We start from the raw sequence: 26,559 nt of genomic DNA, 5'->3' as shown, positions 1-26,559 counted from the left end.
ATATTTCAGAATTCAGTGTAAGGAGCAGAAGACTAGCTCTCCTTGTTCTCCTCAGCATCGGGTTTACCTGGGAACATGATACTGATGATAATACCTAACGCCAGTACACCCAGAACAACAAGTAGGCTGGTGGTTGCCGAGATGCCATAGCCATGGTGCCATATGTGGTCGGTTGCGTTCAGACCAAGCTTGGCGGCAATGAAGAATAGCAACACAATAACGGCTTTTTCCAGATGCACCAGATATTGTTTCAGCGCTTCCAGTACAAAATAGAGTGTACGCAAACCAAGGATAGCGAACATCATGGCGCTATAGACGATCAGCGGTTCACGGCTAACGGCAATAATAGCGGGAACAGAGTCAAAGGCGAACATCACGTCAGAAAGTTCGACGACTGCCACACACAGCATCAGTGGAGTAGCGTAAAACGCGGCTTTGGTACCACGGCCAATAGTGACGTCTTTGTTCTCTGGTTTAGCGAGTTCTTCGTCCACTTCCTTCTGGTTTAACAGGAAAGCGTGGCCTCGCAATTTTGGCCAAATAGGGAAGAAGCGCTTAACTAAACGATAAGCAAGGTGCTGTGAGTAGTCTTCGATCTCATCACTATCGTCACCGCTTCTCAACATCATGACGGCGGTCCAGGCAACGATCAACGCAAAGACGATCTCCACATAAGGCCCCAGGCTGAGCAGCCCAGTCCCGATCGCAACGAAGATACCGCGGAACACGATGGCCCCGATGATCCCCCAGTAAAGAACGCGGTGACGGTAGCGGTCTGGAACGGAGAACCAGGAGAAAATTGCCATCATCACGAACAGGTTATCTACCGACAGCACTTTTTCCAGCGCATAGCCAGTGATGAACAGGCTGGCGACCTCGGTACCGTGGTGAATATAGAGGAACCCTGCAAAAGCCATTGCTACCACGACCCAGAACACAGACCAAAGTGCAGCGCTTTTCAATGAAATCGGCTTGTCATGACGGTGCATGAACAGGTCGATAAAAATGGCCCCGATAGCCAGTGCTATGAAAACAATGACGGTTTCTGTCGGGAAGCCGATATTAGTGGACACCATAGATAACCCTTAGAGGATATTGACATCAAAGGCCGAAATCGGCCGGTTGGAACCCAAGCGCTGTTGCGATCTCGCGAACGGCATTTTGTTCTGCTGCATCGAAATCACCGTCACTTTTAGCAACAGCAATACCCACTCGCAGGGCGAGTTGTGCCGCTTCAGGCTGATCTTTGAGCGCCAGGATATATTTCATCGTTTCACCTTTTCCAATTTCTTCATCGAAATCGAAACTGGTGGCTAACTTGTTAAAGAATTCAATGACTTCAGCAGTATCAAATACTTTTAACTCTTCTGATGATTTGAGAAAACCGATCATCTTCTGTTTTTCTTCTGCACTCACACCACCGCTGGATACCGCGATACGGACACAAACCGCGACAGTACCTTGCAGAAATTTCTTGTTTTTGAAGCGTCCGACCTGTTTGGTCAACTCTTCCCGGCTGGCGTTAAAGGCACCTTTAACCTTATTAAGAAAACTCATTTTTAAACCCTCGTAAAATGAAACTATTTTGAGCCCGCCTTCCAGCGGAACCCCCACCCATGTGCGTTATCCATCTCGCCGTGGTCACGGAAGAATTGGTTGATACGTTCTACCTTGATGCTTCCCCCTTCATTGACAAGACGTGCGACAGCACACATGCTGCGGTTATCTTGTCCTTCCGTCATGCGGGTTTCGATCGGCGGTTGATCGGGGATGTGTAGCGTGACCACGCCATCGGTTTTATCCCAGCTAGGTACACCTTCGTAGATAAAGGCGTAAATCAGAATCTGACGCAGGTTCTTCCATTCACGACCATTGATATGCAGCCATTCGCCATCTGACACATCACCAGTACGGTCATCCCCTTTGAGCAGGACAAACGGCTCGTTCTGGTAGTCACCAAAGCGGCTTCCCAGAGCCTGAATCACGGTTTTGTGACCATCTTGCATTTCGACAAAAGCACCGAGGTCGAGATCGACGCCCTTACTGCCACCAAACATACCTCGTAGCCCAGAAGCTTTACTTTCACGATGCCAGTTGAGGTTGATGCGGATCTCGCCGAAGTTGTCTCGCTTCTCCAGGCTAATGGCCGGTTTTTCTTTGGTGAGTGATACCTTGCTCAGGTTGATGCGGGTTGGTGCGGGAGTCGGTGCCGGTGTGGGCGCAGGCGCTGCGGTAGGCGCTGGGCTTGCCGACACCTCAATACCAAAGTGCTCGGCGAGAGGTTGTAGCCCGCCGTTAAACCCCTGTGCGATAAAGCGGAATTTCCAGTCGTTGTTACGACGGTAAAGCTCTCCCAGGATCAAGGCCGCTTCCTGGCGTCCAGCCAATTCGACGTTGCCGTTAACCAGAACCTCATTATCAGCCTCAACTTGAATGTTGAGTCGCTGTAAATTTGCGACGGTCTGGCTGCTTTCACAGGCAACGGTGAAGGCGACTTTTTGTACGTCTGGTTTTAGCCGGGTAACATCGATAGTGAAAACGGTGTTATTCCCTTCGTTGCTCAGACTGATACTGCCGTCATCGTTACGTGGCTGACCGTAAAAAACCATATCAGCATCGCCCTGTACCTTACCGGTTGAGAACAAACGGAAAGCACTGGCGTCGACTGCTGAGCCGGAAAGTATACGAACCTGCAACGTTTTATTGGGGACGGGGGCATTGCCTCCTGGGATCAAATTCATTAGCGCACCACCGTCGTAACAATATCGGCGTGCATATCACTAATGGTGCGCCCACGACAGGCCTGCCCATGAGCCGTGAAATCCCATTGGCCGTTATTGCGACGCAGTGATGAGATAACGATACCAGTATGAGAACCTTGTTCGGTCAACTGATAGCGAGCTTGTTCTTTATTGGCCTGGTCAACAACGCGGCAGAATGCATTTTCAACTTCATTAAATGTTTGGCCACGGAAGCTGTTCACGGTGAACGCCAAATATTCGACGTTTTGAGGTAACCGGTTCAGATCAACGCGGATCACTTCGTCATCACCATCTCCTTCGCCAGTCAGGTTATCACCGCTATGCACTACCGACCCACAGGAGGATTTCAATTTACGAAACCATACGGTATCGATTTCATTACCCGCTTTGTCGAGCAGCACGCACCCAGCATCGAGATCAATTGACGAATTGCCGCCAAATAATCCCCCTAGAAGGCCCTTCTTTTTGATTGGATCCCAGCCTAAACCAAAATGAAGATTGCTGATTGCAGAAGACTGTTTACTGAGAGAAATTGTCTGGTTTTTACTTAACGAAACCATAGCCATATTCCTTATAAAGGTATTGAAAAGAACAACGCTTTTTACACCAAAATCCATTGATGAAGAAAATCATATCATGATGTAGTTTGTGAGCAAGAAACTTTTTACCTTTTATTATTTTAAATGTATCATGCTAATGATTTTAATATGAATATTAACAAATCCGCATAAATCATCGATGGCGTATTGCTATTTTAAGCTGCTTCATTAAGGTTTTTTATTTACTTGATGTAAATCATAATATGATTGACATATAAAGATGGCATAAATAGACTCAGTACGCTTAAAGTAATCAGTCAACACCGTATGGAAATACATACCAATGACACATAAAATTTGGCTGATGGAAGGGTTGTCTTCCCAGCGCGATATGATTTTGGCGATCAAGTCTTTTGTCGAAACGCGCGGTGCAGATGTGACCATTTTTGCCTCTCATCGTAATGAACGTAATGAAATTTTGTCTCTGGCCGATCGTGCGATCCTGGAGCCTAAAGACGAGGCTGCGCGACTCTCATTTATTCTCACCATCATCAAGACTCAGGGAATTCATGTCATCCATGCTGGCCGACATAGCCGCTGGTGCGAAAACCATCGACATGAAATTGAATCCCTTGGTGTAAAACTCACGACTGGCACTGTTGATGCCAAATCGTTACTGATAGCGGATGACAAAGTCTCTTTTGCCGATGAAATGGAGAAACTGGGGCTGGCTGTCGTGCCGTCAATTCGCGTGTCCTCTGTTGATGAACTCAGGCAGCAGATCGCTGCGGCACCTTTCTCTGGTGCACCGCTGTGCGTGAAACCTGTCACGGGAATTTATGGCATGGGTTTTTGGCGTTTTGATGATAACGCCTCACCGATGTCAGTATTTACCGATCCAGACAGACGTCTGGTTGCGCCGAAATACTATTTGCAAGCACAGGAAGAGGCAGGGAATTTTGCGCCGCTGGTACTCATGCCGTACCTGCCGGGGCCGGAATATTCTGTCGATATGCTGGTAGAAAACGGCACCGTGTTGGCGGCGGTTGCGCGGCGTAAGGTCGGTGCGCTGCAATATCTGGAGAATAGTGGTGAGGCTTATCAGCTCGCCATTGCCTGCGCTGAGGCAATGCAGGCAGATGGTTTAGTCAATGTGCAAACCCGTAACAATAGCGATGGGATCCCCCAACTGCTTGAGATCAATATGCGCCCTTCTGGTGGCATCGGTTATACCCGTTTTAGTGGCGTAAACCTGCCCGGCCTATTTGCCCTGCGCCAACTGGGGTTACTGAGTACACAACAGGTGGTTGAGCTGGCGGCTGAGGCTTTTTCGCCCGCGACAGTGCGCTCTATAACCGATGTTGTCCATTACCAGACCACGTTGTCTAATCGACTTCAAGAAGGGTAAGTCGCCATGTCACAGGTTTCACCACAGCCCGTTTATACTCGCAGCCTTTCCTGCGGCACACTGAATGTGACGCCAACCGGCGGCGTGGCAGCACTGGATACCTTGTTTGATATCGCTGAACGCCGTAATCCTAAGCGTGCCTTTTTGTTTGTTAGTAAGGTTCTGGGGCGACATATTCCTGTGTCTCCAACGGTTATGCGCGGTGTTTATCGCCAGCTTGCAGAACAGCTTCCTACTTCTATCGCCGGTCCCGTGCTGTTTATTGGCATGGCTGAAACCGCGGTGGGTTTGGGCGCAGGGGTTTTTGATGAGGTGAGGCAACGGGTCAGTGACGCCGTTTATTTGACTTCCACTCGTCATCCGCAAGATGGCGAGCTGCTGTGTGAGTTTAAGGAAGCGCATAGTCACGCCACCGATCACCTGATCTATCTTCCCGACAATGAACAACTGCGTCGCCGCGTGCTTGATGCGCGTACTCTGATCCTGATCGATGATGAAGCGACCACCGGCAATACATTCATTAATTTACTCGCTGCACTGCGTGAAACGGCGTTATTCAAGCATTTGCAACAGGTGTTTGCCGTCACGCTGACTGATTGGAGCGGGAGTGCTCTCGCACAGCGTTGTCCTTTACCGATTCAGTCGATTTCTCTGGTTCAGGGCGACTGGCAGTGGGTGCCAAAGCCAGATGCACCACTGCCTGTGATGCCGACGGTTAACGTGACGGCACGCGGTAACGTTGCTATCACCGGCAAACAGAGCTGGGGACGTTTGGGAATGGGTGAACCTGCGGGGGATTTAGGACGAGATTTACGCGTGTCGCAGGGTGAAAAAATATTGGTGTTGGGCAGTAGTGAGTTTGTTTGGGAGCCTTTCTTACTGGCAGAACATTTGCACGCGCAGGGGGCTGAGGTTAAGTTCAGTTCAACGACGCGATCGCCTATCGCAAACGGATTCGCTATTCAGTCAGCGATAACGTTCAATGATAATTACGGGCTAGGCATTGCGAATTTTGTCTACAACGTGCTGCATCAACGTTTCGATCGCATTTTGCTCTGCGTGGAAACGCCGCCAGAGAGTGTGGATTCCCAATTACTCGATGCGCTGGCGACGGTTGCGCCCCAGGTGGAGATTATCAGCTATGACTAAGCCCGTTATTTTTTCTGACCTTGACGATACCTTGTTTCAGACGCGGCGTAAGATGGTCGATGAGCTGGATCTGGAGCCGTACCGCACGGGAGCGCTGGACCCCAGCCTGACACCGCGCAGTTTTATGACTGAAGAGCAGGCGATGCTGGTGGACTGGATGCTGGAACACGCTGAACTGATTCCGGTGACAGCGCGTGGCACGGAGGAAATAGCCCGTGTGACCATCCCTTTCCGCTCTTGGGCGGTCACCACACATGGTGCGGTGATCCTCACCCCGCAGGGTGAACCGGACAGTGACTGGAAAGCGCAGATATTGAGCGATTTGGCACCCTATGCGGAGCAACTTCACGCGATGCAGCAGGGCATCACCGAACTGATGGCAGCGCGTGGGATTAACGGCTGGGCACGCATTAATTACGAATATGGCGATACCCCGATTTATCTGGTGATGAAGCACCGAGATAGCACCAGACTTGAGGAGCTTTACGCTATCGCCGATGAAATAGAGCAGCGCTACCCGACTCAGGGTTTTTACGTGCACCGCAACAGTAACAACATTGCCTGGTTACCTGATCCGGTAGAAAAAGGGCTGGCAGTGACTTATTTACTCAATAAATTACGTGCGGAACGGGGAAGCTTTCCCGTTATTGGCTTGGGAGATAGCCTCAGCGATCACCGTTTTATGAAACTCTGCACCTGGTACGGGTTGCCCCGACAAGGCCAGTTTGCGGAGGCGATCGCCCGCCGCGTTTTCGGAGATCCCAAAAATGCATGACGATATCACGCCCTTCTCTGGTTCCTATTTACCAGACGACATCCACTTTTTGCTTCAGCCTGTAGAGATTGAAGTGACTTCTGTGGAAGAGAAGGAACGGCTGATTCAATCGGGCGCTAAGCACTATTCAGATATGCTGAGTCAGGAACCGGAACCGACGGTGTGGCACCTTGAACTGTTCTCCCGCGCCCTCGAACAAGGGGGGGCTCGTTTAGCTCGAGAGGTACAGATGCTCGCGCAGACGCTGGCAGAGCGTTTTGGTGATACGCCGATAGTGTTGACCAGTTTAGTGCGTGCAGGTGTTCCTCTGGGCGTGATGCTGCACCGGGCTTTGCGTGCTATGGGGAAAACGTCCTACCACTATGGCATTAGCATTATCCGCGATCGGGGCATTGATAACACCGCGCTGGAATGGATTGAAACCCGCCACGGCAGCGAGGGCATTGTGTTTGTTGATGGCTGGACGGGTAAAGGCGCTATCACGGGTGAATTGATCCGATCCTTAAAGGGGAGAGCGGGATATCCCGCTCAGCCGCGCTTGGTCGTACTGGCAGATCCCTGCGGTTGTGCCTGGCTGGCGGCGAGTAATGATGATTGGCTGATTCCGTTCGGGATTATGGGCGCACCTGTTTCTGGGTTGATATCCCGATCTTTATGGGCCGATGAAGGGCTACACGGCTGTGTGATATGCGATCACCTTAAGCGCTATGAGTGCAGCCAAATGCTGGTGGATACCATTGAGGCGCTGCATGGCTCGTCCTCTTCTGTGGTTCCATCATGTGGTGAGTCACTGCCTGAACGACAGCATTATCTTCAACAACAGAGCGAAAGGGTGATCCGCACGTTGGCTGAACGTTATGACATCAACAGTATCAATCGAATAAAACCGGGAATCGCTGAAGCAACTCGTGCCGTGTTGCGCCGTGTGCCGGACCATGTTTTGGTACGAAAGCTGGACGATCCCGATGTCGCTTTGTTGGTTTATCTCGCCCAGGAAAAGGGGATTACCATTACTGAAGTCGGTGATGAAATCGGTCAGTACCGTGCGGTTACGATCATCAAAAGGGTGCACTGATGAACAAAAGGCTTTCTCCCTGGAATCTCGGTGCGACGCTTTATATGCCTGCCACGCGTACCGATATTGCTGATGTTATCCTGAACGATAAAATTAGCGGGCTGCGTTCTCTGGTTATTTGCCTTGAAGATGCGGTCGCTGAAAGCGATGTGCCTCTGGCACTCTCACGGCTTCGTGAACTGCTGACGAGATTGGCACAGGCGAGAGACGTCGATGGAAAAGCTGATTGGCCGCTGGTTTTCGTTCGTCCGCGCGACAGTGAAATGGGGCAGTGGCTTGTGGATGAAATGGATTTGAGTCCGCTGGATGGGCTGGTGCTACCCAAATTTACCCTGTCTTCCTTGCCTCTGTGGTGGGAAGCGGTGCGTAATAGCGAGCTTTGCATGATGCCCACGCTGGAAACCGAAGATGTTTTTGACGTGGTGCAGATGCGTGAATTAGCCACTCAACTCCAGTCTCACCCTTGCCATGAGCGTATTATCGCGCTGCGCATTGGGGGAAACGATCTGATGAATGTGATCTCACTGCGGCGCTCGCGCCACCTGACTCTATATGATGGGCCTATGGGGTATGTGATCAAAATGCTGGTCTCGATATTTGCGGCCCGAAATTTCGCGTTGACCGCACCAGTCTGTGAACATATTGACGATCACGAGATCATGTCCCGCGAACTCGCGTTGGACATGGCGCATGGGTTGGTAGGGAAAACGGCTATTCATCCCAAGCAAATTACGCTCATTGAGCAGGCGTTGATGGTGTCGGCCACCGACTATGCGGATGCGTTGCGTATCCTGAACTCTAGCCAGGCGGTGTTTAAATCTCAGGGATCGATGTGCGAGCCTGCCACGCATCGGCGCTGGGCATCGGAGATTCTGGAACGCGCTCAGGTCTATGGCATCGCATCAGAGCAGAATCAGGGGCCGCGCTTTATCGCAGCAACGCATAACCATTGAGGCGATGTTGATCGAAGGTAGCGCGTTGCGATACTCCGTTCTGCTTGGGGGAACATCCGGTATTTTCTCTGGTTTATCTCTCGTTGAAAATTTGTCTGTTAGAGTAAGAAGATATTAAAATTTTGCTTAGGGATGCAGAGGACGTGCTTATCCGCTGCCATCCTTATTGTCTGCCCATGCTCAGAAACGAGGGTGGCACTATGATTACCCAGCGTTAAGGGCTGCGGTATGATAGTTCGTTAATTAACAGTAATTAGCATGAGATCATCTAGAAAAATGCCAGTGAACACGCTTATTTTTCAGCCCATACGATCATTATTCTGGAATGCAGGGTGTGATTCTCTATGCAACTAAGCACCCGTCAGGTACGTGTTTTCCAGCTTGCCAATATCCTGGGAACGGGGAAGCCCGTTGCCGCCGCACAAATCATCGCCGCGCTTGATTGCTCGGAACCTACGTTGACCCGCGTACTGAAGGAGCTGAGAAACACGTATTCTGCTGAGATAAAATACAGCAAAGCACTACACGCTTATCATATGGTTCAGCCCGGCCAGCTCGATAAAAAAACGTTACGTCGTATGGCGGAAGCGCTGTCATCTAATGCTGCGTTTAAAGAAGAAACGGTGAGTCGGGTCTTTCTGGATAAAGAAAAAAAGAAAGCGGTTTCTCTGTCATTAAGAATGTCGATCTTGCGTAAGATCGACACGCTTGCACGTCTCAAAGACGTGACGCGTAGCGAAGCGGTGGAAATGCTGATCGATAAATGTGCGAATGAGTTGATTCGTGCTTCCTCGCCGTCAAAAAAATAACTCACATCACGCGGGCTTCTCTTGCCCGTGCCTTTCTCTGTATCTCATTCTCCTCCCTCAAGTTAACTGATTGACGATGCGTGTTTTTTGTTGAGATAACGACCAGATTGATTATGATGTCTTAATCGTATTATTCATAAAATTAATGGATTGATGATATGCGAAGACTACCGGTCTATTTGTTACTCGATACCTCTGGCTCAATGCATGGTGAGCCAATTGAAGCCGTGAAGAACGGGGTACAGACACTCCTCACGACGCTACGCCAAGACCCTTATGCGCTGGAAACGGCCTATGTTTCCGTCATTACCTTTGATACTTCTGCCCGCCAAGCGGTCCCGCTAACCGATCTGCTTAATTTCAAATCCCCCGATCTGGTTGCCAATGGCACGACTGCGCTTGGCGAAGCGTTATCGCTGGTAGCACAGGCTATTGGGAGTGAGGTTCGGAAAACCACGGCAGAAACTAAAGGAGATTGGCGTCCGCTGGTCTTCATCATGACCGACGGTGCGCCGACAGATGACTGGCGCAAAGGCGTTGCTGATTTTAAGTCGGCTCGTACTGGCGTTGTGGTTGCTTGTGCTGCTGGGCAGGTAGCAGAAACGAAAGTACTACAGGAAATTACCGAGATAGTCCTACGGCTTGATACCGCAGATTCGAATTCCATTAAGGCTTTCTTCAAGTGGGTATCGGCCAGCATCTCGGTTGGAAGTCAAAAAGTGGAATCTGGTAAAAAAGAAGTTATCGGTCTTGACGATCTTCCTCCTCCGCCGCCAGAAGTGAATGTCGTGCTCTAACAGAAAAACAAGGAGACTGTATGTCAGTCAGTTTGCGTAAAGGACAAAGTGTTAGCCTCAAGAAGAATGAATTCGATCTCTCCTCTGTGACTATCGGTCTAGGCTGGGACATCAGCGAAGAGAAAAAAGGATTCCTGGGGGGCATCTTTAGCAAAAAAACAGAAGATGAGTACGATCTCGATGTGGTTGCCTTCCTGTGTAACGCCGAAGGAAAAGTGGTCGATTTGGGGAAAATCGAAGGGGGTCGGCCAACGTTAGATAACGGGGATGTGATCTTTTTTAATAACCAGCGACATCATTCAGGGCAAATCTGGTTAACTGGCGACAACCGCACCGGCGCGGGAGATGGCGATGATGAGCAGATTATTGCCAACTTGAATACGCTGGATGCCAGATACGAAAAAATCGTCTTTATTGTCCAGATCTACAATGGTCGGGAACTGCAACAGCACTTTGGCAAAGTACAGAATGCCTTTATCCGCGCCGTGGATGCTAAAAATATTGAAATGGCGCGTTTTGACCTGTCTGGCGGGCCTGCATTTAACCAAAAATTCTCCATGGTGTTTGCTGAACTGGTACGTGAAGGGACGGGCTGGAAACTTAGCGCGATTGGCGAACCTTCCGATTCAGATTCCTTTATCACGCATTTAAAGAGCTACCTGTAAATGAGACGTCTACCGGTTTATCTCTTGATTGATACGTCAGGCTCCATGCGTGGTGAGTCCATTCATGCGGTCAATGTGGGGATCCAGGCGATGCTAAGCGCGTTGCGTCAGGATCCTTATGCGTTAGAAAGTGTCTATATCTCAATCATCACATACGACAATGAAGCGCGGGAGTTTATCCCGTTGACGCCGCTGGAAGATTTCCAGTTTACCGATATTGTGGTGCCTAGCGCGGGCGGAACGTTTACGGGCGCGGCCCTTGAGTGCCTGATTCAGTCAGTCGATCGCGATATCAAACGTTCCGATGGCGATCAGAAAGGCGACTGGCGGCCTCTGGTGTTCCTCATGACTGACGGCAGTCCCTCTGACGCCTATGCGTACGATGAAGCAGTGAAAGAAATCAAAAAACGTGCTTTTGGTTCGATCATTGCCTGTGCCGTTGGGCCGAAAGCCAAGCATGAACACCTTAAACAATTGACCAGCCAAGTGGTGGCGTTAGAAACGCTGGACTCTACGGCGTTTGCCGGTTTCTTCAAATGGGTTTCGGCGAGTGTTGCATCAGGTAGCGCTAGCTCCGGTGTCAATGCTGGTCAGGATAACCTGCCGCCACCCCCTCCCGAAATACAGCTGGTTCTGTGACACCAAGGCAGGGCTCCCAACAGGGCTCTGCCTTTATTTTATCAATATCGAACCCAGAGAAGCGCTTACCGCAAAGGCTATTCTGAATAAAAGCGATTCGCTTAATAAAGGTGTCTGTGATGAGACGACTACCCATTTTCTTCGTTCTCGACTGCTCGGAGTCGATGATCGGAGATAATCTGAAGAAAATGAACGATGGCCTCCAGACTATCGTCAGCGATCTGAAAAAAGACCCTCACGCCCTCGAAACCGCATGGATTTCTGTCATCGCTTTTGCTGGTGTGGCGCAAACCATCGTCCCCCTGGTGGAAGTGGTGTCATTTTATCCACCGCGTCTGCCGTTAGGTGGTGGCACTAGCCTCGGGGCGGCGATACGGGAATTGACGAAACAGATCGATGAGCAAGTCAGAAAGACGACGCAAGAGCGTAAAGGTGATTGGAAACCGGTGGTCTATTTACTGACCGATGGTCGCCCGACGGATGATATCACCCCAGAGATTACACGTTGGAAAACACACTACGCCAGTAAGGTTAACCTGATTGCGATTGGCTTAGGGGCTTCTGCCGACTTGAGTACGCTGCGCCAGCTCACCGAAAATGTCTTGTTGTTTACTGATGCACAGGAAGGGGATTTCACCCGCTTTATTAAATGGATAACGGCCTCTGTTACCGCACATAGCCGTAGCGTCGGCGAGGAGGCTCCGCCGCTGTTGCCGACGACGGGGTCTATTGTTCGGCTGGCCAAGGATGAGGTGGCGAGGGCTTATGATGAGAACTGTGTGATCCTCGTCGGCCGCTGCAATAAATCACGTCGTCCCTATCTGATGAAATATGAGCGCCCCAACGTCAATCTGTCTTCCCTCAATTTTAAGCTTAATATCAACGGGTTTAATTTGGCAGGCTGTTTCCCTATTGATGACGATTATTTTGCCTGGAGTGATGCCTCCGCCTCTGCGCTACAGGTGAATACGAGCGAATTACACGGTGCGCCGGGTTGCCCCCATTGTGGTAATGCCAGTGCCTTCGCGATGTGTTCCTGTGGAAAGCTATTGTGTATCAACGGGCCAGAAACCGTGATATGCCCATGGTGCGACAATAATATTAGCTTTAGTGAAAATGGCGGTGTGGAAGATTTTGATGTTAACCGTGGGAGAGGCTAATGGATCATGATGTCAGTCTGAATCGCCAGATATTCACGCTTATTCTACAACAGGCAGGAAAAACGCTTTCCGAAGCCGAACATCACGTCTGGGACAATGATACTGAGTTATGTCTACAGTTAGAAAAACTGCGTGAACAGGTGATGCTCAAGGTTGAAGGAACGCCGCCAACTAGCGCCGCAACGCTACCCGATGTGGTAACCGCATCGGGGCTGGATGATACGCTTCCGTCTGAGATCATCGTGTCGGAGAGCGTCGAGCCGGTATCGACCCGCGGTGCAGAATCGACAGAGCAGGAGAGCGCGGAAAAAGCACCGTGGGAAACGATGCCCTTTGCGGAATTGAATGCCACGAAAAATAACCTGAGTGGTGCAGATATGCTAAAACCTGGACAGATCCCAACGTCGAACCAGCGCCAGAACACGGCTCCTACGGCGCGTGCGCCACAGGCAAAAGTTAACATCGCCAATGCGCGTGTCGGTACGCCATTTAACGCGCCTATTGAAATTATCCTCGATAACGGAATCCAGCCTGATATACAGGACGTGATTTTTGGCGAAGCGATCGGGCTACATTTCGACCGAGACACGACGTCGCTGGTGGGAACGCCGACCCAAAGTGGCGATCGGGAAATCACCCTCCACTGGTCATGCGGAGCTGCGCTAACAGGGACAACAACGGTGCTCTTGATCGTGAATCCCGATCCACGCAGCCTATGGAAAATTATCGATCCTCCAGCGGACGATCGTTATTTTAAAGCGAATGTCGCGCACCAACTGATCCGTCAACCAGACGTTAATATCGCCGCCGCTAGCCGCCGAGGGCGTTCACACGAACACGTTGGTACTTTTCGTGATGATGATTATTTTATCGCTCACGATAATGACAGCGGCTGGAGCATCCTGCTGGTTGCCGACGGTGCAGGGAGCGCCAAAAATTCTCGTCAGGGGTCGCGACTGGTGACAACGGTCGTGGGAACCTATCTGGCGCAGCAGATGGCGGAAGAATCGGCTGCATGGCTAAAGCCCGAGATCGCCCAGTGGACGCCGGAAGGTCAGAAAGAGATTTTCGCCTTCTTCATCAGGCAGTTTCATAAGGCGGCACAGCTTGCGGTACATAAGCTCGACGGTGAATCGATAGAAACCGGTGAACATGTCAAATCATACTCCACCACGCTGCTCGCGACGGTATCGTTGCGTACTGCGGATGGGCTGTTTGCCGCTTCATTCTGGCTGGGCGATGGGGCTATCGCCGCCTACGGCCCGGTGGGCAAAGTGCGTCCATTAGGCAAGCCAGATAGCGGTGAATATGCAGGGCAGACCCGCTTTCTGGATCTGAATGCTGTACAGGATCCTCAGTTTCATGAGCGAGTCATTATCGGCAAATGGAGCGATATTTCGCACCTGATCCTGATGACGGACGGGGTGTCCGATCCGTATTTTGAAACCGATAACGGGCTAAAAAACCCGGAAAAATGGGATGTGCTGGTCGCCGATATTGCCCCCTGTCTGAATGACAGCGAACAAGCGGCAGAACAACTGGCTGAGTGGCTAAACTTTTTCTCGCCCGGAAACCATGATGACCGGACGATCGTCGTGGCATGGTGAGTCTCAGAAATGGATCGCTGGTGATAATCAATGGCTAATATTATTAGTTGTACTACCCGAGACGGTGAGCCTGTCCAATACGTTGACGAAATCATCGGTTCGGGTTCGATGAAGGATGTCTATTTTTCCCCTGATAAGACCTACGTGGTGGCTTTCTACAAAAAGCCCCAGAATGAGCAGGCGAAAGAACGGATCGCGATGATCACCGGCCGCTATCGGCAAAGTATTTTTGAGCAAGCGGGGGGCGACTACTGGCAAGACCTGTTCTGCTGGCCGACCAGCGTGGTTGAGCATCAGGGGCGGATAGGGATTGTGGTGCCAACCTACCACAGCCACTTTTTCTTTAAGTATGGTTCTAAGAATGATGATTTTCTTGGTATCAAGGGGCGGGAAAAAGAAGGGAAATGGTTTGCCAGTGCGAATAACCAGAATAAATTCCTCGATCCGCGTGAGCGCGGCAACCTGCTCAATTACCTGAAAGTCTGCCTGTTGTTGACCCGTGCGGTACGGCGCATGCACGCAGCGGGTTTGTGTCATAGCGATCTGAGTTATAAGAATGTGCTGGTGGATCCTGAAGCCGGACATGCCTGCGTGATCGATATCGATGGTTTGGTGGTGCCGGGGAAATACCCGCCGGACGTTGTCGGCACGCCGGACTTTATCGCCCCTGAAGTCGTGAAAACCACTCATCTGGCGAAAGAGGATCCCAATCGGATCTTACCGAGCATCAGCACCGATCGCCACGCGCTGTCAGTATTAATCTATATGTATCTGTTTTACCGACACCCGCTACGGGGCGGTAAAATTCATGACATGGATGATGAAATGCGGGACGAATCCCTGTCTATGGGGAAAAGGCGCTGTTTATCGAGCACCCGACAGACCGCAGCAATGCGGTTAAGCTCAGCCAGGTTAGCCCATCATCCTTACCGTGGGCAGATACGGATAAGATCCCCTATACCGTTCTCGGGCCTTATCTTACGCCTCTCTTTGAGAAAGCCTTTATTACCGGTTTGCATGAGCCAACCAAGCGCCCAACGGCCGACGAGTGGGAAACGGCACTGGTGAAAACGGTCGATCTCATCCAGCCGTGCCAGAATGCAGCCTGTGAGCAGAAATGGTATGTATTTTCCGGTAAAACGCAGCCTTCATGCCCTTACTGCGGCACGCCGTATAAAGGAAAACTGCCGATACTGAATCTGTATTCTTCACGGACAACGGGAAGCTATCGTCCCGATGATCACCGCCTGATGGTATGGAACGGCCAGTCCTTGTACGCGTGGCACGTGAACCGATTAATTGCCCCCAATGAGCGCACGACACCAGAACAAAAGAAGCGTGTTGGCTATTTCGTGTTTCATAATGACCAATGGTGGCTGGTTAATGAAGGCATTGAGGAACTGATGTCGTTACCCGATAAAAAGAAGGTCGCCATCGGAGATAAACTGGCGTTGACGGACGGTGCCCAGTTTGTGCTTTCCACCCAAGAGGGGGGAAGGCTGGTGGTGGTGCAGTTGGTCACAAATTAACACGGCACTATGTTAGCAGAGGACATGTGCTAACCGGTATCGCTGCCCTTGTGCGTCTCTGTTGATCAGCGCAAGGGCAGGAATGAGGTTTACTTCATGCTGGCGGCGAGGGTATCGACGTTGTGCTTAAACGCCGCCGTGTAGGTTGCCGCGGGGCCGGAGGCGTCGGTCAGAGCCTCCGGGTACAGCTCACCGCCGGGCTGTGCGCCGCTGGCCGTCGCGATTTGCTTCACCAGACGTCCGTCGGTCTGGTTTTCAATGAAGTAGCTTTTCACCTTCTCCTGCTTGATTTGCTTAATCAACGAAGCCACTTTTTTGCTGCTGGCTTCCGATTCCGTGGAGTAGCCCACCGGTGACAGGAACTTCACGCCGTAGGCCTGGCCGAAATAGCCGAATGCGTCATGGCTGGTCAGCACTTTACGTTTTTCTGGCGGAATGGTGGCGAACGTTTGCTTCGCGTAGTTATCCAGCCCCTGTAACTGTTTGATATAGGTTTCACCCTGCTGGCGATAGTAATCGGCATTCGTTGGATCGGCTTTCACCAGCGCGTTGACGATGTTGTGCGCGTAGACCACGCCGTTGCTCATGCTGTTCCAGGCATGCGGATCGGTTTCCGTTTTTCCGTCTTCGACCATAGTGCGGGTTTCAATCCCGGTTGAGGCCGTAATGACGTCGCCACGGTAGCCGGAGGCGGTGACCAGCCGGTCGATCCATCCCTCCAACCCCAGACCGTTAACGAAAACCAGATCGGCGCTAGCCAGCGTTTTGCTGTCTTGCGGAGAAGGCTCAAACTCATGCGGATCGCCATTGGGCTTCACCAGATCGGTGACGGTAACGCGATCGCCGCCGATGTGGCTGACCATATCGCCCAGCACGGAAAAGCTGGCGACAACCTCAAGGTTCTTTGCCATCGCCAGTGGGCTAAGCAGCAGGCCGGATAACGCAATAGCTAACAGTGAACGTTTCATTTTTCCCTCACAGACAGTTGCAGATAACGAGATTCATCGGTCACCGACGCAGGCGTAACAGCCCACCGTTGTGACCAACGCAGACCGAGAAACAGAAAAACAGCGTAATCGTCAGAATGATGGCAGGCCCGGCGGGCAGCTCGGCATAGTAGGACCACAGCAGCCCGATCAGGCTGGCGAGCATCCCTTGCAGCACCGCAATGCCGAGCATGACAGGCAGGCGCTGCGTCCAGAACCGTGCGCTAGCGGCAGGCAGCATCATCATGCCGACCGTCATCAGCGTGCCTAACAGCTGGAATCCCGCGACCAGATTCAGCACCACCAGCGACAGAAACAGCCCGTGGATCAACGCCCGATAGCGCCCTGAGCTGATGCGCAGGAAGGTCACGTCAAACGATTCAATCACCAGCGCACGATAGATCACCGCTAGCACCAGCAAAGAGGTCGATCCGATCAGCGCAATGTCGATCAGTGCGTCGCGATCCACCGCGAGGATCGAGCCGAACAGCACATGCAGCAGATCGACGCTGGAACCGCGCAGTGACACCAGCGTGACGCCGAGCGCCAGCGAGCCGAGGTAAAATCCGGCGAAGCTGGCGTCCTCTTTTAACTCCGTGTGGCGTGTGACAAAGCCGGAGAGCATGGCGACGGCCAGTCCGGCGATAAAGCCGCCGATCCCCATTGCCAGCAGTGACATCCCGGAGATGAGGTAGCCGATGGCGACGCCGGGTAAGACCGCGTGCGACAGCGCATCGCCAATCAGGCTCATACGCCGCAACAGCAGGAAACAGCCCAGCGGCGCGGCGCTCAGCGTTATCACCAGACAGCCGACCAGCGCACGGCGCATAAAACCGAACTCGGCAAAAGGAGAAGTAATGAGGTGAAATAGCATCATGACGTGACGATCCTGAGCGTTGGCGTATCGCTGTCGGCCTTGCGCAGGCTGTGTAATATGGGCTGAGTCTCTCCCCAGTGAGGGCCGTCTGGGGTGAGGTGCAAGATGTTGGGAAAATGCTGCCCGACCAGTTCCAGATCGTGCAACACGGCCAGAATAGTCCTGCCTTCGGCGTGAAGCTGCTCGATGATCTGCAAGAGTGTCCGCGTGGTGTGGCTATCGATGCCGGTAAAAGGCTCATCCAGCAGAATGATGGGAGCCTGTGTCAGCAGCAGCCGCGCGAAGAGCACGCGCTGTAGCTGCCCACCGGACAGGACACCAATATGCCGATCGGCGAAGTCCGTCATGGAGACGGCGTCGAGTGCGTCAGTCGCTTTTCGATGCCAGTTGGCGTTGATACCTCGCAGCAACCCGCGATGGGGCAGCGACCCCATAAGCACCAGATCGCGCACGCTGATAGGGAATTGCCGATCGAATTCGGAGAGCTGCGGTAAATAGCCGATAGCATTATCTTTGCAACCGTTACCGAGGCTGAACGAACCAGAAAGCGGCGGCAACAGACCCGCCAGCGTTTTCAGCAGTGTAGATTTTCCGCTGCCGTTCGCGCCAATAATTGCCGTTAGCGAGCCTTGATGAAAGCATCCGCTGAGCGTCGCGAGCGGTGGCTGATGACGATAGCCAAAGGCCAGTTCCTGAAGGGCAATCATGGCAACACCACCGCCCACTCAACCAATAGCCACAACGGCACCAACAGCAGGGAAACCAGTAACATGCGCTTCAGCGCGGAGAGAGAGTAAAAACTTGTCATTATCATCGGTAAAATCTAAATTGTTATATTATAACATACCGATTTTTATCGATGATGATAGAGGGAATAGGTAAAAAATTATGTAAGCGGATTAGGTTTGGTTGTAAGTGGTTTCTGGGGCGGGAGTGCAATATTTCGTGCGCTGCAAGCACTGTTATCATCATGCTACGTCGTAGCACGCGCCCGACATAGGGGGCTACGCCAGCCCCCTATGAACCCCGGCTTTTGGCGGAAATTATGCCGCTAACGCGGTTCCTTCGGTGCCCATGCCCGCTTTTCGAGCCGCCAGTGACGCGTTCCCGACGCGGCACTGGCTTTCGCGGCGTCCATGCCGCTCACTCGGCGTTCATGTTCACCTCAGCATAATTTTTTACGCCGTGAAGAGAAGACCCGTGAGCAATATGAGTTGGCTCAGCTTTATCTTCAGTGTGGCGCACGAAACCGTCTCCGCATGTACATAACCCATGTGACTAAAAGAAAACATCACACTGTTAAAAAATTCCCCTGGATATCAACCACAAAGCGAGTCGCTGGCTCATCATTGATATAACCGGCGAGGATTTTTAGCATCAGGCCGAAGCGATATTGCAGGCTATCCGGCGGTAGCGTGGCCGTTGGCGTGTAGGCCGCCAGCAGAGCGCGGTACTGTTTCACCCGCGCAGACGGAATGTCCTGCCAGGCGAGATCGCTGCCGTTGCGCAGGCAATACCAGTCGGTCACCAGCGTGAGCAACGAAATATCCTGTAACCCATCTGTGCCTGCAACCGCATTCTGTTTGCGCTCGGAGGCGTCGGGCAGAGTTTTGGCGCTGAGCGGTTCCTGTTGCTGCGCGATCCACAGGAGATCGGCGCAGTTCAGCGTATTGATGAGGGGCGATAAATCTTCCGGCCAGTCTTTCACCAGAAAACGCTGGCGTACCAACAGCGCCAGATGATGGTGCAGGAAGTCGTAATAATCGCGGCTTTTCAGAATGTCGCCCAGCGGTTCACCGGTGCGATCCAACTCTTTCTGATAGAACGGGAACAGATGGTTGAACTGCGGCACGTTGCGCAGGACCAGCGTATCGATATCGACTCGGTCACTATGCAGCGTCGCCAGCTTCATGGCGGGCGGGTAAGCGGCCAGCGACGGCACCGCGACATTCACCAGCGTTCCCTGTGAACCGCGATACACACCGGTGTCGTTAACGTGCAGGTGACCGCTGAAGTGCAGGCGAATTCCAGCCGCCAGCGCCTGTTCTGCAACCTCCGGCCGTGGCGTGCGTTTAATGAAGCTGTTGCTGCCAAACAGCTGTTTTTCGTCTTCTACCGTGCCATCGAGGAAATCGACCAGCGGATAGTGTGAAAACACCAGCAGCTTCTTGTTCTGCGCTTTCGCCCGCTGTACCACCGATTTCACCCACGGCAGCATGAACGGTTTCTCGGTCAGTAGTGCGTTCCAGCCGGTGTTGCTACTGGTGGAGTAACCTTCAATTCCTTCGCGTTTCTCCGGGCCGTCTTTGACCTGATATACGTTGGCATCGATGGAAAGCAGCCACAGTCCCGCTTCCGGCTCCACCAGATAGGACGCGTCCACGATATTCCACTGCTTGCTGCCGTCCGGCGAGCGGGCGAGATACTGGCGTTTACTGAGTTCGTCGCTGTCGCCAAACGGCGTTTCCCAGTGCAGGAAGTCGTCGCGTTTAAAGAAACCAAACGGCTTCATCAGCGGCAGGCCGCGTTCATAGCCGAGTGCCTGCATCTTGGCGGTGACAATCAGCGACTGCGCGTCGCCAAGTTTAACGCCGGGTTTGCTGCTCAGCATGGTGCTGCTGCCGTCGGCGTTGAGCATTCTTTGCCAGGAGTCATCACCCTGTGGACGATTGACATCGTGGTTGCCGGGCGTGGCGAAGAAGCGCATGCCGTGGCGCTGTTCATACTGCGTCAGGATAGCGGCAATCCCTTCAACGGTAGGCTGTTGGCCGTCATCAGAATAATCGCCGGACAGCACCACGTATTTCACCTGCTGTTTTGCCAGTTCGTCCAGCGCGGCTAGCAGCGCAAAGTAGGGCTCGTTGAAGATGCGGGTCGAATTCACCGAATCTTTCAGGGTGCGAATGGTCAGCTTTTTTCCAGTCTGCGCATCGGGCAGGCCGTCAAAATCGTAGTTGCCATAGATATTGTGGACGTGGACATCCGAAATAATGGCGATACGCAGCGGCCCGGCGGGGGCGGCTGATTCGCCATTCGCGTGAAAAAAGCCGCCAGCCAGCGTAATGGCGCTGCCTGCGCCGAGCTTGACGAAAGTTCTACGAGTGAGTGATTCCATGACTATCTCCATAGTGGGGTTGCTGGTCGAACCCAAAGGACTAGCGGTATAACGCATAATCATGACAGGCAATCAATCGTGCGCCGTCGAGCGCATCGCCCATCGGGGCGGCGAGTTGGGATTGCCACTCGTCCGGCAGCCACGGGCGAATGTGTAAGCCGATGCTGCCCATGAGCGATAAGCGAGGCGTCGCGTGGCGTGCCACGGCGGCCAACAGCAGGCTGATTTCGCTGGCCGTCTGCGCCAGCAGCGCGTGAGAAACGGCATCGTCCTGCTGAGCGCAGTCAAATACGTGGCGAGCGAATTGCGCATAGTCGCCCGGTTTCGCCTGCTGGCTAAATGTCTGTAGCGCGTCGAGCGTGTTGGTAGCCTGCGTGGGCGCTGCGCTGACGGAAAAGACGTCGTCGATACTCTGGCTGAGCGCAGACGGTGCGCACCAACCTTGCAGCACATTATAGGTATGTTGCAGCGCCGCCAGCCCAAGCCGTGCGCCGCTGCCCTGATCGGAAATCGGGAATTCATGGCCGCCGTAGGCGGTAATCGTCTGGTTCTGCCACGCCAGCCCGCAGGAGCCGGTCCCGGCAATGACCACGCCGGCCTCTTTCCCTTGGTTGACGGCCAGACAGGCACCCAGCGCATCGGTATTGAGCACCTGACTCGCGTAAGGATGTGGCAACGCCAGAAATGCCTCATAGGCGGCGCGATGTTCTGCGCTGGCGAGCGCCAGCCCGACGTTCAGCCGGGATACGTCATCCGGTGACAGCCCGCTGTGCTTCAACGCCTGCGCGATGGCATCGTCCACCGATTGGCGCACGCTCTCCACGCCGAGCAGCAGATTGGCGCGACCGCCGTGTCCCTGACCGAGCGGCGTACCGTCGGCCTGATAAATACGAGCCCGACAGCCTGTACCGCCGCCATCCACGCCAGCATAGAGCCATGTCGTCATGATGCGTGTGCTCCAGAATCCAGATAGGGAAGACAGGCCACCGCCAGATCGCCGCTGAGGCTGACCGCTTCCGTCTGCGAGTCAGGTAGGCTGTTGAGCAGCAGAGCCAGCTCACCTGCGCAACGGGTCAGCAGTTGCACCGCCAACGCGTCCTGTGGATGTGCCAGCACAACGTGCCCGAGCGTGGTGTAGTCTGCGGCCTGCACCTGCTTTGACCAGTCGATAACCCGATCGACATGCTTATCGAAGTGCAGGAACAGCGCTTCACTGAGTGGCGTCAGCAGAGTGATGCCCTCAACCGCCTGAAGCATCTCCTGCACCGCCCACAGCCCCAGTCGCGACAGGCTGGCCGGGTTGCCGATGGGGAAGCTGTCACCGCCGCGACAGGTCAGGAGGCCGTCATGCCAGTGCAGCAGTCGGGTGAAGCCGCCGGTGACCAGCAGATAGCGGTTTTGCCCCGGCCAGCGCTGTTCGCATATCGTGCTTTCGCTAATGCGATCAAAGGGGCGATCGCCATCGATGCCGATCGCCCTCAGATGCCATTTCACGGTGCGTTTTTCCGCTGTTGTTGATTCGTCGCGATCGTTTCGTTGAGGCGCTTCACATCGTTTGACGTCAGACGCAGATACTCATCAAACGACACTTGATCGTTCAGGTATTGGGTAAAGCGCGTCAGGATGATCGGGTACAGCTCGTTCGCGCCCAGACTTTCCATACGTTCCCAATCAAAGACATAAGACGGGATCTTTTTGATCTCTTCGCGCGCGGTGTTCAGGCCGTCGATCACGTGCTTATCTTTGGTCTGGTAGTGCAGATCGGTAATATCCGCGCCGACGATGATATTGAAGCGCTCGGCGATCTCACGTTGCAGCGGTTCGCTGCCCAGCCACTCCATGAATTCGGCGACTTCCTGCGGGTGTTTGGTGGTGGTGAACGGCATGATGAAGGTCGCGCCGCCCATCGAGATGCATTTCTCTTTGCAAGGCGCAGGCAGCACTTTCCAGTCAAAACCGTCGCCAATCTGCTTACTGAACTGGTTCAACAGCCAGTTGCCGGAGAAGTAGGTCACGATGTTGCCGTTCACGAAATCGTCCGCCATGCTCTTGTACTGGCCGCCGCCTGCCGCACCCCACATTTCACGCGGGAACACGCCTTCGTCCGACCAGCGTTTCAGATCTTTAATCCACTGCTGCGCTGCTGCGTCCGGGAAGTTGATCAGCCCGTCTTTATCGTACCGTGCGCCGTAAGAGTAGGCCGGACCGGAGAAGCGGAAACCGCTGCGGTCGATGGTGAAGGGGATATGCACGCCGGTTTTTTCTGCGACCAGCTTCGAGGCTTTCATCAAATCATCAATCGTATAGCCCGGCTGCGGCAGAGGAACACCCGCCTGTTCAAACAGCGTGACGTTAACGAACGGCAGGTCGGCAGTCCAGGAAGCGACAAAACCCGGCAGCGCATCCGCTTTATGCACGCCTTTCACGCGCATGATCTTTTCGATACCGGCGCTATAGCGTTTCTCAAAGGCAGCTGGGTCTTTCAGATAGGGGCGCAAATCCAGCGTATAGCCGAGCAGCCCCATTTGCGTGGTTTTGGCAATATCCGGGCCTAAACCCGCCGCCAGCTGCATCGGTAATTGTGTTTGCAGCGCGTTATAGCCGGTGCTGACAAAATTCACATCGATGCGCTCATTACTCTGGGAGAAAGCTTTTACTTTCTGCTCCATGAAATGCACTAATTCGGGATCGTCGTCACTATATAAAAATGTTATTTGCGTTTTGGCGGCTAACGCGCTGCTGCTGAATAACCCCAGTGCAAGGGCGGAAAAAAATAACGCGGTGTTGGAACGCATCATAAACCTCTCCGTTGGTGAGCACATCTTATGTTTGATTAATGACGTAAATACCCTGGCGTTGGCGGCGGGGTTTATTTTATTCCTGTGATTTATGCTGTCTTTTAATTAATGCAAATTTGCATTCATCTGTCATTTTCATCATGCAATCATGGACAGAACGCTGATTGATTTATGTGAAGCAGGTTAAAGATATTTTAAATGTTGATTTAAATAAAGCATTTTTGTGATATTAATCACATATATAAACGCGATAATCTTATTTATTAATGCGAAATGTCAATAAATGAATGCAAATGACAATTTAATGCAAATTTGCATTCTAATTGCGATATCACGGTGCAGGGAATGACCCGCTGCCCTAAATATTGGCAGGGTGTGCACAGCGAGAGTGCAAATAAGTGCCGCCATACATTTTCGTTATTTTATTTTTCAACGCCGTAAACAGGATTCCGTATGAATATCGGTTGGAAATTAAAGAAGAACGGCGTCATTAATCGGTTTCTCATCACCGAGTTGACGGAAAAACGTTATTTCGCCGAGCCGGATACGCTGCCGGATAAGGTGAATTACCGCTTTATTAACGGTTTTGTCGATGTCGGCGTGCTGCCCTGTCGCGTGCGTTTTTTACAGGAAGAGGCAAAGCGCGACGTGGCGCTGCCGGACGATTTACGCTTCCCGCTGATGTGGAGCGGCGGCGATGAAAGCCGCAGCGTGAATTTCAGCGATTTCTGGCCGTGTCCGGTTCACGTGCAGCGCTTTTCCCGCTGCGTGATCCACAGCGACAGCGCGCAGGCGGCAGCGTTTACGCTCAGCACCTGTGGTGGCGTTACGCTGTGGCTGAACGGTGAGCCGATTACCCGCTTTACGCCGTTTACCCGCAATACCGAACAAACCTGTGCTATCACGCTGCCGCTGCAAGCAGGAGCGAACACGCTGGTGGTGCATAGCGAAGAGCTGTGCGAGCGCGATACCGACTACCTGTTCAGCCTGTGTTATCAGGGAGACGGCACGCTTTTCTGGCGTCTTGATGAAGATGCGGCGCTCAGCGCACAGCTGGCCGCGCTGGATAGCTGGGTGAATGGGCTGACGCTGGAAAATAATCTGATCCAACCACCTGTGCTGGTGCTGAACAGCACGCAACCGCTGCCGGAATCCGTGACGATGGCACATCGGCTGATTGGCAACGTCAACGAATCCGTCCCCGCATGGCAGCAGAAACAAACGCTGCCTGCTGGCAATCTCGGCTGGCAGGTGGATCTGCCTGCGGTTCTGGTGGGCTATTACGATCTGGTCTGTGCCGCGACCTGCAACGGCATTACGTTGACGCGAACGCTCAGCTTTGGGCGCTTGCCTGAACAAACGATGCCCGCGTTATCGACGCTGGCGGCACGGCGTGAAGCGGTACTACGCCATACCGCGCTGCACGGTTTTGAGCGCCTCGGGCGGCTGCTGGCGATTGTCGCGACGGGCGCGGGCAGCGATGCCGCCGTGCCGATTCTCAACAGCGCATTGCAGAAAATCAGCCGCCGCGAAGACTGTGCTGATTTCCAACTGGTGCCGTTGATTTGGCTGTGGCAGCGCTATCAGGGGCAACAGTTGCCGCCGCAGGACTGGCGGCGCGTGCGCAGCGCGATTCTCGGCTTCCGCTACTGGATTGATGAACCGGGCAACGACACCATGTGGTTCTGGAGCGAAAACCACTGCCTGTGTTTCCACGTCGCACAATATCTGGCTGGGCAAAACTTCCCTGATGACACCTTCCCATGCAGCGGCCGTCACGGTCTGGAGCAAAAGGCGATTGCCCACGAACGCCTGACGCGCTGGTTTGATTCTATTCTGGAACACGGTCTGGTGGAGTGGAATTCGGCGGCCTATTACCCCATCGATCTGATTGGGCTGGTGGCGCTGTATGAACTGGCGCAGGACGCCGATCTGCGCGAGAAGTCTCGCGTGGTGATTGACCGCATCATGCTGATGACGGCGTGGGTGCATCAGAACGGTGTCGCGGTTGGCACCATGGGACGTGCCTACGATAAAGAGCTGCGCTCCGGTATGTTGACCGAGCTGTCCGGCCTATGTGCGCTGATGTGGGGCGAGGGCTGGCTGATTCCACACTGTGCCGCGCTGCCGCTGCTGTGCCTGAGCGACTATCAGCCGCCGGAAACGACTGATCAGATCGCGCACTGGTCACTGCCGCACGGTGCAGAAGCACGCTGGGTGCAGGGGCTGAACCGCAGCGCCCGCATCATCGCTTGGAAGCAGCGCGACGTTGCGTTTTCCTCCGTCTTCGATCATCACCCCGGTCAGCCAGGACACCAACAGCATCTGCTGGATGTGCGGCTGGGTTCGCACTATGCCGCCCGCCTGTGGGTGAACCACCCCGGCGAGGATCGCCCTGACGGCGTGCACCGTCCTTCTTATTGGGCGGGCAACGGACGCTTGCCGCACCTGATGCAGCATCGCAATCGCGCGCTGATGGTGTTCGATCTGCAACAGGATATCCGCCCGTGGACGCACCTCTATTTGCCGCAAACTGCGCTGGATGACGTCATCGTTGAAGATGTCTGGTGCTTCGTGCGCGGCGGTAACGGCTATGCCGCCTTCCATAATCCCGCCGGATTACAGCCGTTTGCGACCGCAGGCCAGCAGGCGGAAGGCGAACTGCGAGCTTACGGCGAGCAGAACGTCTGGTTCGTTGCCGTGGACTGCGGCGACGGTGAGGCAGGATTCGCCGCGTTCGCTGACCGCTTCCGCGGGCGCGTTCTGACCCTCGATAGCAACGGCGTACGTATCGACGATCCCGATTACGGCGAACTGGCCTTTAGCTACGCGGCAGGATTCAGCGTGGCGCAGCAGCCTTTTGTTTTCCCCGACGATGTCCCGGTCGTCCCGCAGTTCAACACAGGAAACCCATGA

22 protein-coding genes and 3 pseudogenes are annotated in these 26,559 nt (G+C 53.3%); 14 read left to right on the top strand and 11 right to left on the bottom strand.

What is annotated here, in order from left to right; all coding sequences use genetic code 11:
• Positions 1–32: 32 nt before the first annotated feature.
• From BJJ97_RS01365 to BJJ97_RS01350, 4 genes are read right to left on the bottom strand one after another with little or no spacing between them, the layout of a single operon-like run.
• On the bottom strand, positions 33–1,076 hold the full coding sequence (locus BJJ97_RS01365) for a TerC/Alx family metal homeostasis membrane protein (RefSeq protein ID WP_095700565.1): 1,044 nt from the start codon (positions 1,074–1,076) through the stop codon (positions 33–35).
• A gap of 25 nt (positions 1,077–1,101) precedes the next feature.
• Positions 1,102–1,557: a tellurite resistance TerB family protein gene (locus tag BJJ97_RS01360; RefSeq protein ID WP_095700564.1), complete on the bottom strand. Its 456-nt coding sequence runs from the start codon at positions 1,555–1,557 to the stop codon at positions 1,102–1,104.
• Positions 1,558–1,580: 23 nt separating this feature from the next.
• Complete coding sequence (locus BJJ97_RS01355; protein ID WP_095992865.1) at positions 1,581–2,741, bottom strand: TerD family protein; 1,161 nt, start codon at positions 2,739–2,741, stop codon at positions 1,581–1,583.
• Complete coding sequence (locus tag BJJ97_RS01350; protein WP_095700562.1) at positions 2,741–3,322, bottom strand: TerD family protein; 582 nt, start codon at positions 3,320–3,322, stop codon at positions 2,741–2,743. The genes BJJ97_RS01355 and BJJ97_RS01350 overlap by 1 nt, the downstream gene beginning before the upstream one ends.
• Before the next feature lie 322 nt (positions 3,323–3,644).
• Here BJJ97_RS01350 and BJJ97_RS01345 point away from each other — a divergent pair, with 322 nt between their 5' ends.
• The 13 genes and pseudogenes from BJJ97_RS01345 (at position 3,645) to BJJ97_RS01290 (ending at position 15,867) form a co-directional block, all read left to right on the top strand.
• Complete coding sequence (locus BJJ97_RS01345; RefSeq protein WP_095992864.1) at positions 3,645–4,709, top strand: ATP-grasp domain-containing protein; 1,065 nt, start codon at positions 3,645–3,647, stop codon at positions 4,707–4,709.
• A gap of 6 nt (positions 4,710–4,715) precedes the next feature.
• Positions 4,716–5,858, top strand: coding sequence for a phosphoribosyltransferase domain-containing protein (locus BJJ97_RS01340; RefSeq protein ID WP_095992863.1), 1,143 nt, complete (start codon positions 4,716–4,718; stop codon positions 5,856–5,858).
• Positions 5,851–6,633, top strand: coding sequence for an HAD family hydrolase (locus BJJ97_RS01335; protein ID WP_095992862.1), 783 nt, complete (start codon positions 5,851–5,853; stop codon positions 6,631–6,633). The genes BJJ97_RS01340 and BJJ97_RS01335 overlap by 8 nt, the downstream gene beginning before the upstream one ends.
• Positions 6,626–7,370 (top strand): annotated as a pseudogene (locus tag BJJ97_RS01330) (cysteine protease StiP domain-containing protein); the annotation flags it as partial. The gene BJJ97_RS01335 and the pseudogene BJJ97_RS01330, both read left to right, overlap by 8 nt.
• 110 nt (positions 7,371–7,480) lie before the next feature.
• Positions 7,481–7,708: pseudogene (locus tag BJJ97_RS22430) on the top strand (RNA-binding protein); the annotation flags it as partial.
• The gene (locus BJJ97_RS01325; RefSeq protein WP_095992860.1) at positions 7,708–8,661 is read left to right on the top strand and encodes an HpcH/HpaI aldolase/citrate lyase family protein; all 954 of its coding nucleotides are present in this window, start codon (positions 7,708–7,710) and stop codon (positions 8,659–8,661) included. The pseudogene BJJ97_RS22430 and the gene BJJ97_RS01325, both read left to right, overlap by 1 nt.
• 344 nt (positions 8,662–9,005) lie before the next feature.
• Positions 9,006–9,470, top strand: a complete 465-nt coding sequence (locus BJJ97_RS01320) for a tellurium resistance protein TerW (protein WP_095700556.1) — start codon at positions 9,006–9,008, stop codon at positions 9,468–9,470.
• A gap of 158 nt (positions 9,471–9,628) precedes the next feature.
• Complete coding sequence (locus tag BJJ97_RS01315) at positions 9,629–10,267, top strand: vWA domain-containing protein (protein ID WP_095700555.1); 639 nt, start codon at positions 9,629–9,631, stop codon at positions 10,265–10,267.
• A gap of 20 nt (positions 10,268–10,287) precedes the next feature.
• Positions 10,288–10,932, top strand: a complete 645-nt coding sequence (locus tag BJJ97_RS01310) for a TerD family protein (RefSeq protein ID WP_095992859.1) — start codon at positions 10,288–10,290, stop codon at positions 10,930–10,932.
• Positions 10,933–11,571, top strand: a complete 639-nt coding sequence (locus BJJ97_RS01305; RefSeq protein WP_095700553.1) for a vWA domain-containing protein — start codon at positions 10,933–10,935, stop codon at positions 11,569–11,571. It begins immediately after the preceding gene.
• A gap of 119 nt (positions 11,572–11,690) precedes the next feature.
• Complete coding sequence (locus BJJ97_RS01300; protein ID WP_095700552.1) at positions 11,691–12,731, top strand: TerY-C metal binding domain-containing protein; 1,041 nt, start codon at positions 11,691–11,693, stop codon at positions 12,729–12,731.
• Positions 12,731–14,338 carry a PP2C family serine/threonine-protein phosphatase gene (locus tag BJJ97_RS01295; protein WP_095992858.1) on the top strand — a complete coding sequence of 536 codons (1,608 nt, stop codon included), beginning with the start codon at positions 12,731–12,733 and terminating at the stop codon, positions 14,336–14,338. Before BJJ97_RS01300 ends, BJJ97_RS01295 begins: the two co-directional genes overlap by 1 nt.
• 30 nt (positions 14,339–14,368) lie before the next feature.
• A pseudogene (locus BJJ97_RS01290) lies at positions 14,369–15,867 on the top strand (protein kinase domain-containing protein).
• An 89-nt stretch (positions 15,868–15,956) separates the two neighbouring features.
• Here the strand turns inward: BJJ97_RS01290 and BJJ97_RS01285 are convergent.
• The 7 genes from BJJ97_RS01285 to BJJ97_RS01255 form a co-directional block, all read right to left on the bottom strand.
• Positions 15,957–16,835 carry a metal ABC transporter substrate-binding protein gene (locus BJJ97_RS01285; RefSeq protein ID WP_095992857.1) on the bottom strand — a complete coding sequence of 293 codons (879 nt, stop codon included), beginning with the start codon at positions 16,833–16,835 and terminating at the stop codon, positions 15,957–15,959.
• A 40-nt stretch (positions 16,836–16,875) separates the two neighbouring features.
• Positions 16,876–17,730, bottom strand: a complete 855-nt coding sequence (locus BJJ97_RS01280) for a metal ABC transporter permease (protein ID WP_095992856.1) — start codon at positions 17,728–17,730, stop codon at positions 16,876–16,878.
• Complete coding sequence (locus tag BJJ97_RS01275; protein ID WP_095992855.1) at positions 17,727–18,437, bottom strand: metal ABC transporter ATP-binding protein; 711 nt, start codon at positions 18,435–18,437, stop codon at positions 17,727–17,729. The genes BJJ97_RS01280 and BJJ97_RS01275 overlap by 4 nt, the downstream gene beginning before the upstream one ends.
• A 584-nt stretch (positions 18,438–19,021) precedes the next feature.
• Positions 19,022–20,845: a metallophosphoesterase family protein gene (locus tag BJJ97_RS01270; RefSeq protein ID WP_095992854.1), complete on the bottom strand. Its 1,824-nt coding sequence runs from the start codon at positions 20,843–20,845 to the stop codon at positions 19,022–19,024.
• Positions 20,846–20,885: 40 nt separating this feature from the next.
• Complete coding sequence (locus BJJ97_RS01265) at positions 20,886–21,791, bottom strand: BadF/BadG/BcrA/BcrD ATPase family protein (RefSeq protein ID WP_095992853.1); 906 nt, start codon at positions 21,789–21,791, stop codon at positions 20,886–20,888.
• Positions 21,788–22,339 carry a glucosamine kinase gene (locus BJJ97_RS01260; RefSeq protein ID WP_095992852.1) on the bottom strand — a complete coding sequence of 184 codons (552 nt, stop codon included), beginning with the start codon at positions 22,337–22,339 and terminating at the stop codon, positions 21,788–21,790. Before BJJ97_RS01260 ends, BJJ97_RS01265 begins: the two co-directional genes overlap by 4 nt.
• Complete coding sequence (locus tag BJJ97_RS01255) at positions 22,336–23,643, bottom strand: ABC transporter substrate-binding protein (protein ID WP_010286561.1); 1,308 nt, start codon at positions 23,641–23,643, stop codon at positions 22,336–22,338. The genes BJJ97_RS01260 and BJJ97_RS01255 overlap by 4 nt, the downstream gene beginning before the upstream one ends.
• A 453-nt stretch (positions 23,644–24,096) precedes the next feature.
• On the opposite strand from BJJ97_RS01255, the gene BJJ97_RS01250 reads away from it, so the two are divergent.
• On the top strand, positions 24,097–26,559 hold the full coding sequence (locus tag BJJ97_RS01250) for a hypothetical protein (protein ID WP_095992851.1): 2,463 nt from the start codon (positions 24,097–24,099) through the stop codon (positions 26,557–26,559).

It is taken from the genome of Pectobacterium polaris (assembly GCF_002307355.1).
In the GTDB taxonomy this organism is placed as follows: Bacteria; Pseudomonadota; Gammaproteobacteria; order Enterobacterales; family Enterobacteriaceae; genus Pectobacterium; species Pectobacterium polare.
The sequence above is the reverse complement of the archived record's forward strand: the minus strand, read 5'-3'. Positions and strand labels throughout refer to the sequence as shown.

Coding starts and splice junctions, on each gene's coding strand:
- BJJ97_RS01270 (WP_095992854.1), bottom strand. CDS start 20,845: ATGGAATCACTCACTCGTAGAACTTTCGTCAAGCTCGGCGCAGGCAGC.
- BJJ97_RS01310 (WP_095992859.1), top strand. CDS start 10,288: ATGTCAGTCAGTTTGCGTAAAGGACAAAGTGTTAGCCTCAAGAAGAAT.
- BJJ97_RS01300 (WP_095700552.1), top strand. CDS start 11,691: ATGAGACGACTACCCATTTTCTTCGTTCTCGACTGCTCGGAGTCGATG.
- BJJ97_RS01360 (WP_095700564.1), bottom strand. CDS start 1,557: ATGAGTTTTCTTAATAAGGTTAAAGGTGCCTTTAACGCCAGCCGGGAA.
- BJJ97_RS01250 (WP_095992851.1), top strand. CDS start 24,097: ATGAATATCGGTTGGAAATTAAAGAAGAACGGCGTCATTAATCGGTTT.
- BJJ97_RS01365 (WP_095700565.1), bottom strand. CDS start 1,076: ATGGTGTCCACTAATATCGGCTTCCCGACAGAAACCGTCATTGTTTTC.
- BJJ97_RS01345 (WP_095992864.1), top strand. CDS start 3,645: ATGACACATAAAATTTGGCTGATGGAAGGGTTGTCTTCCCAGCGCGAT.
- BJJ97_RS01315 (WP_095700555.1), top strand. CDS start 9,629: ATGCGAAGACTACCGGTCTATTTGTTACTCGATACCTCTGGCTCAATG.
- BJJ97_RS01340 (WP_095992863.1), top strand. CDS start 4,716: ATGTCACAGGTTTCACCACAGCCCGTTTATACTCGCAGCCTTTCCTGC.
- BJJ97_RS01275 (WP_095992855.1), bottom strand. CDS start 18,437: ATGATTGCCCTTCAGGAACTGGCCTTTGGCTATCGTCATCAGCCACCG.
- BJJ97_RS01320 (WP_095700556.1), top strand. CDS start 9,006: ATGCAACTAAGCACCCGTCAGGTACGTGTTTTCCAGCTTGCCAATATC.
- BJJ97_RS01255 (WP_010286561.1), bottom strand. CDS start 23,643: ATGATGCGTTCCAACACCGCGTTATTTTTTTCCGCCCTTGCACTGGGG.
- BJJ97_RS01355 (WP_095992865.1), bottom strand. CDS start 2,741: ATGAATTTGATCCCAGGAGGCAATGCCCCCGTCCCCAATAAAACGTTG.
- BJJ97_RS01305 (WP_095700553.1), top strand. CDS start 10,933: ATGAGACGTCTACCGGTTTATCTCTTGATTGATACGTCAGGCTCCATG.
- BJJ97_RS01350 (WP_095700562.1), bottom strand. CDS start 3,322: ATGGTTTCGTTAAGTAAAAACCAGACAATTTCTCTCAGTAAACAGTCT.
- BJJ97_RS01335 (WP_095992862.1), top strand. CDS start 5,851: ATGACTAAGCCCGTTATTTTTTCTGACCTTGACGATACCTTGTTTCAG.
- BJJ97_RS01285 (WP_095992857.1), bottom strand. CDS start 16,835: ATGAAACGTTCACTGTTAGCTATTGCGTTATCCGGCCTGCTGCTTAGC.
- BJJ97_RS01295 (WP_095992858.1), top strand. CDS start 12,731: ATGGATCATGATGTCAGTCTGAATCGCCAGATATTCACGCTTATTCTA.
- BJJ97_RS01280 (WP_095992856.1), bottom strand. CDS start 17,730: ATGATGCTATTTCACCTCATTACTTCTCCTTTTGCCGAGTTCGGTTTT.
- BJJ97_RS01325 (WP_095992860.1), top strand. CDS start 7,708: ATGAACAAAAGGCTTTCTCCCTGGAATCTCGGTGCGACGCTTTATATG.
- BJJ97_RS01265 (WP_095992853.1), bottom strand. CDS start 21,791: ATGACGACATGGCTCTATGCTGGCGTGGATGGCGGCGGTACAGGCTGT.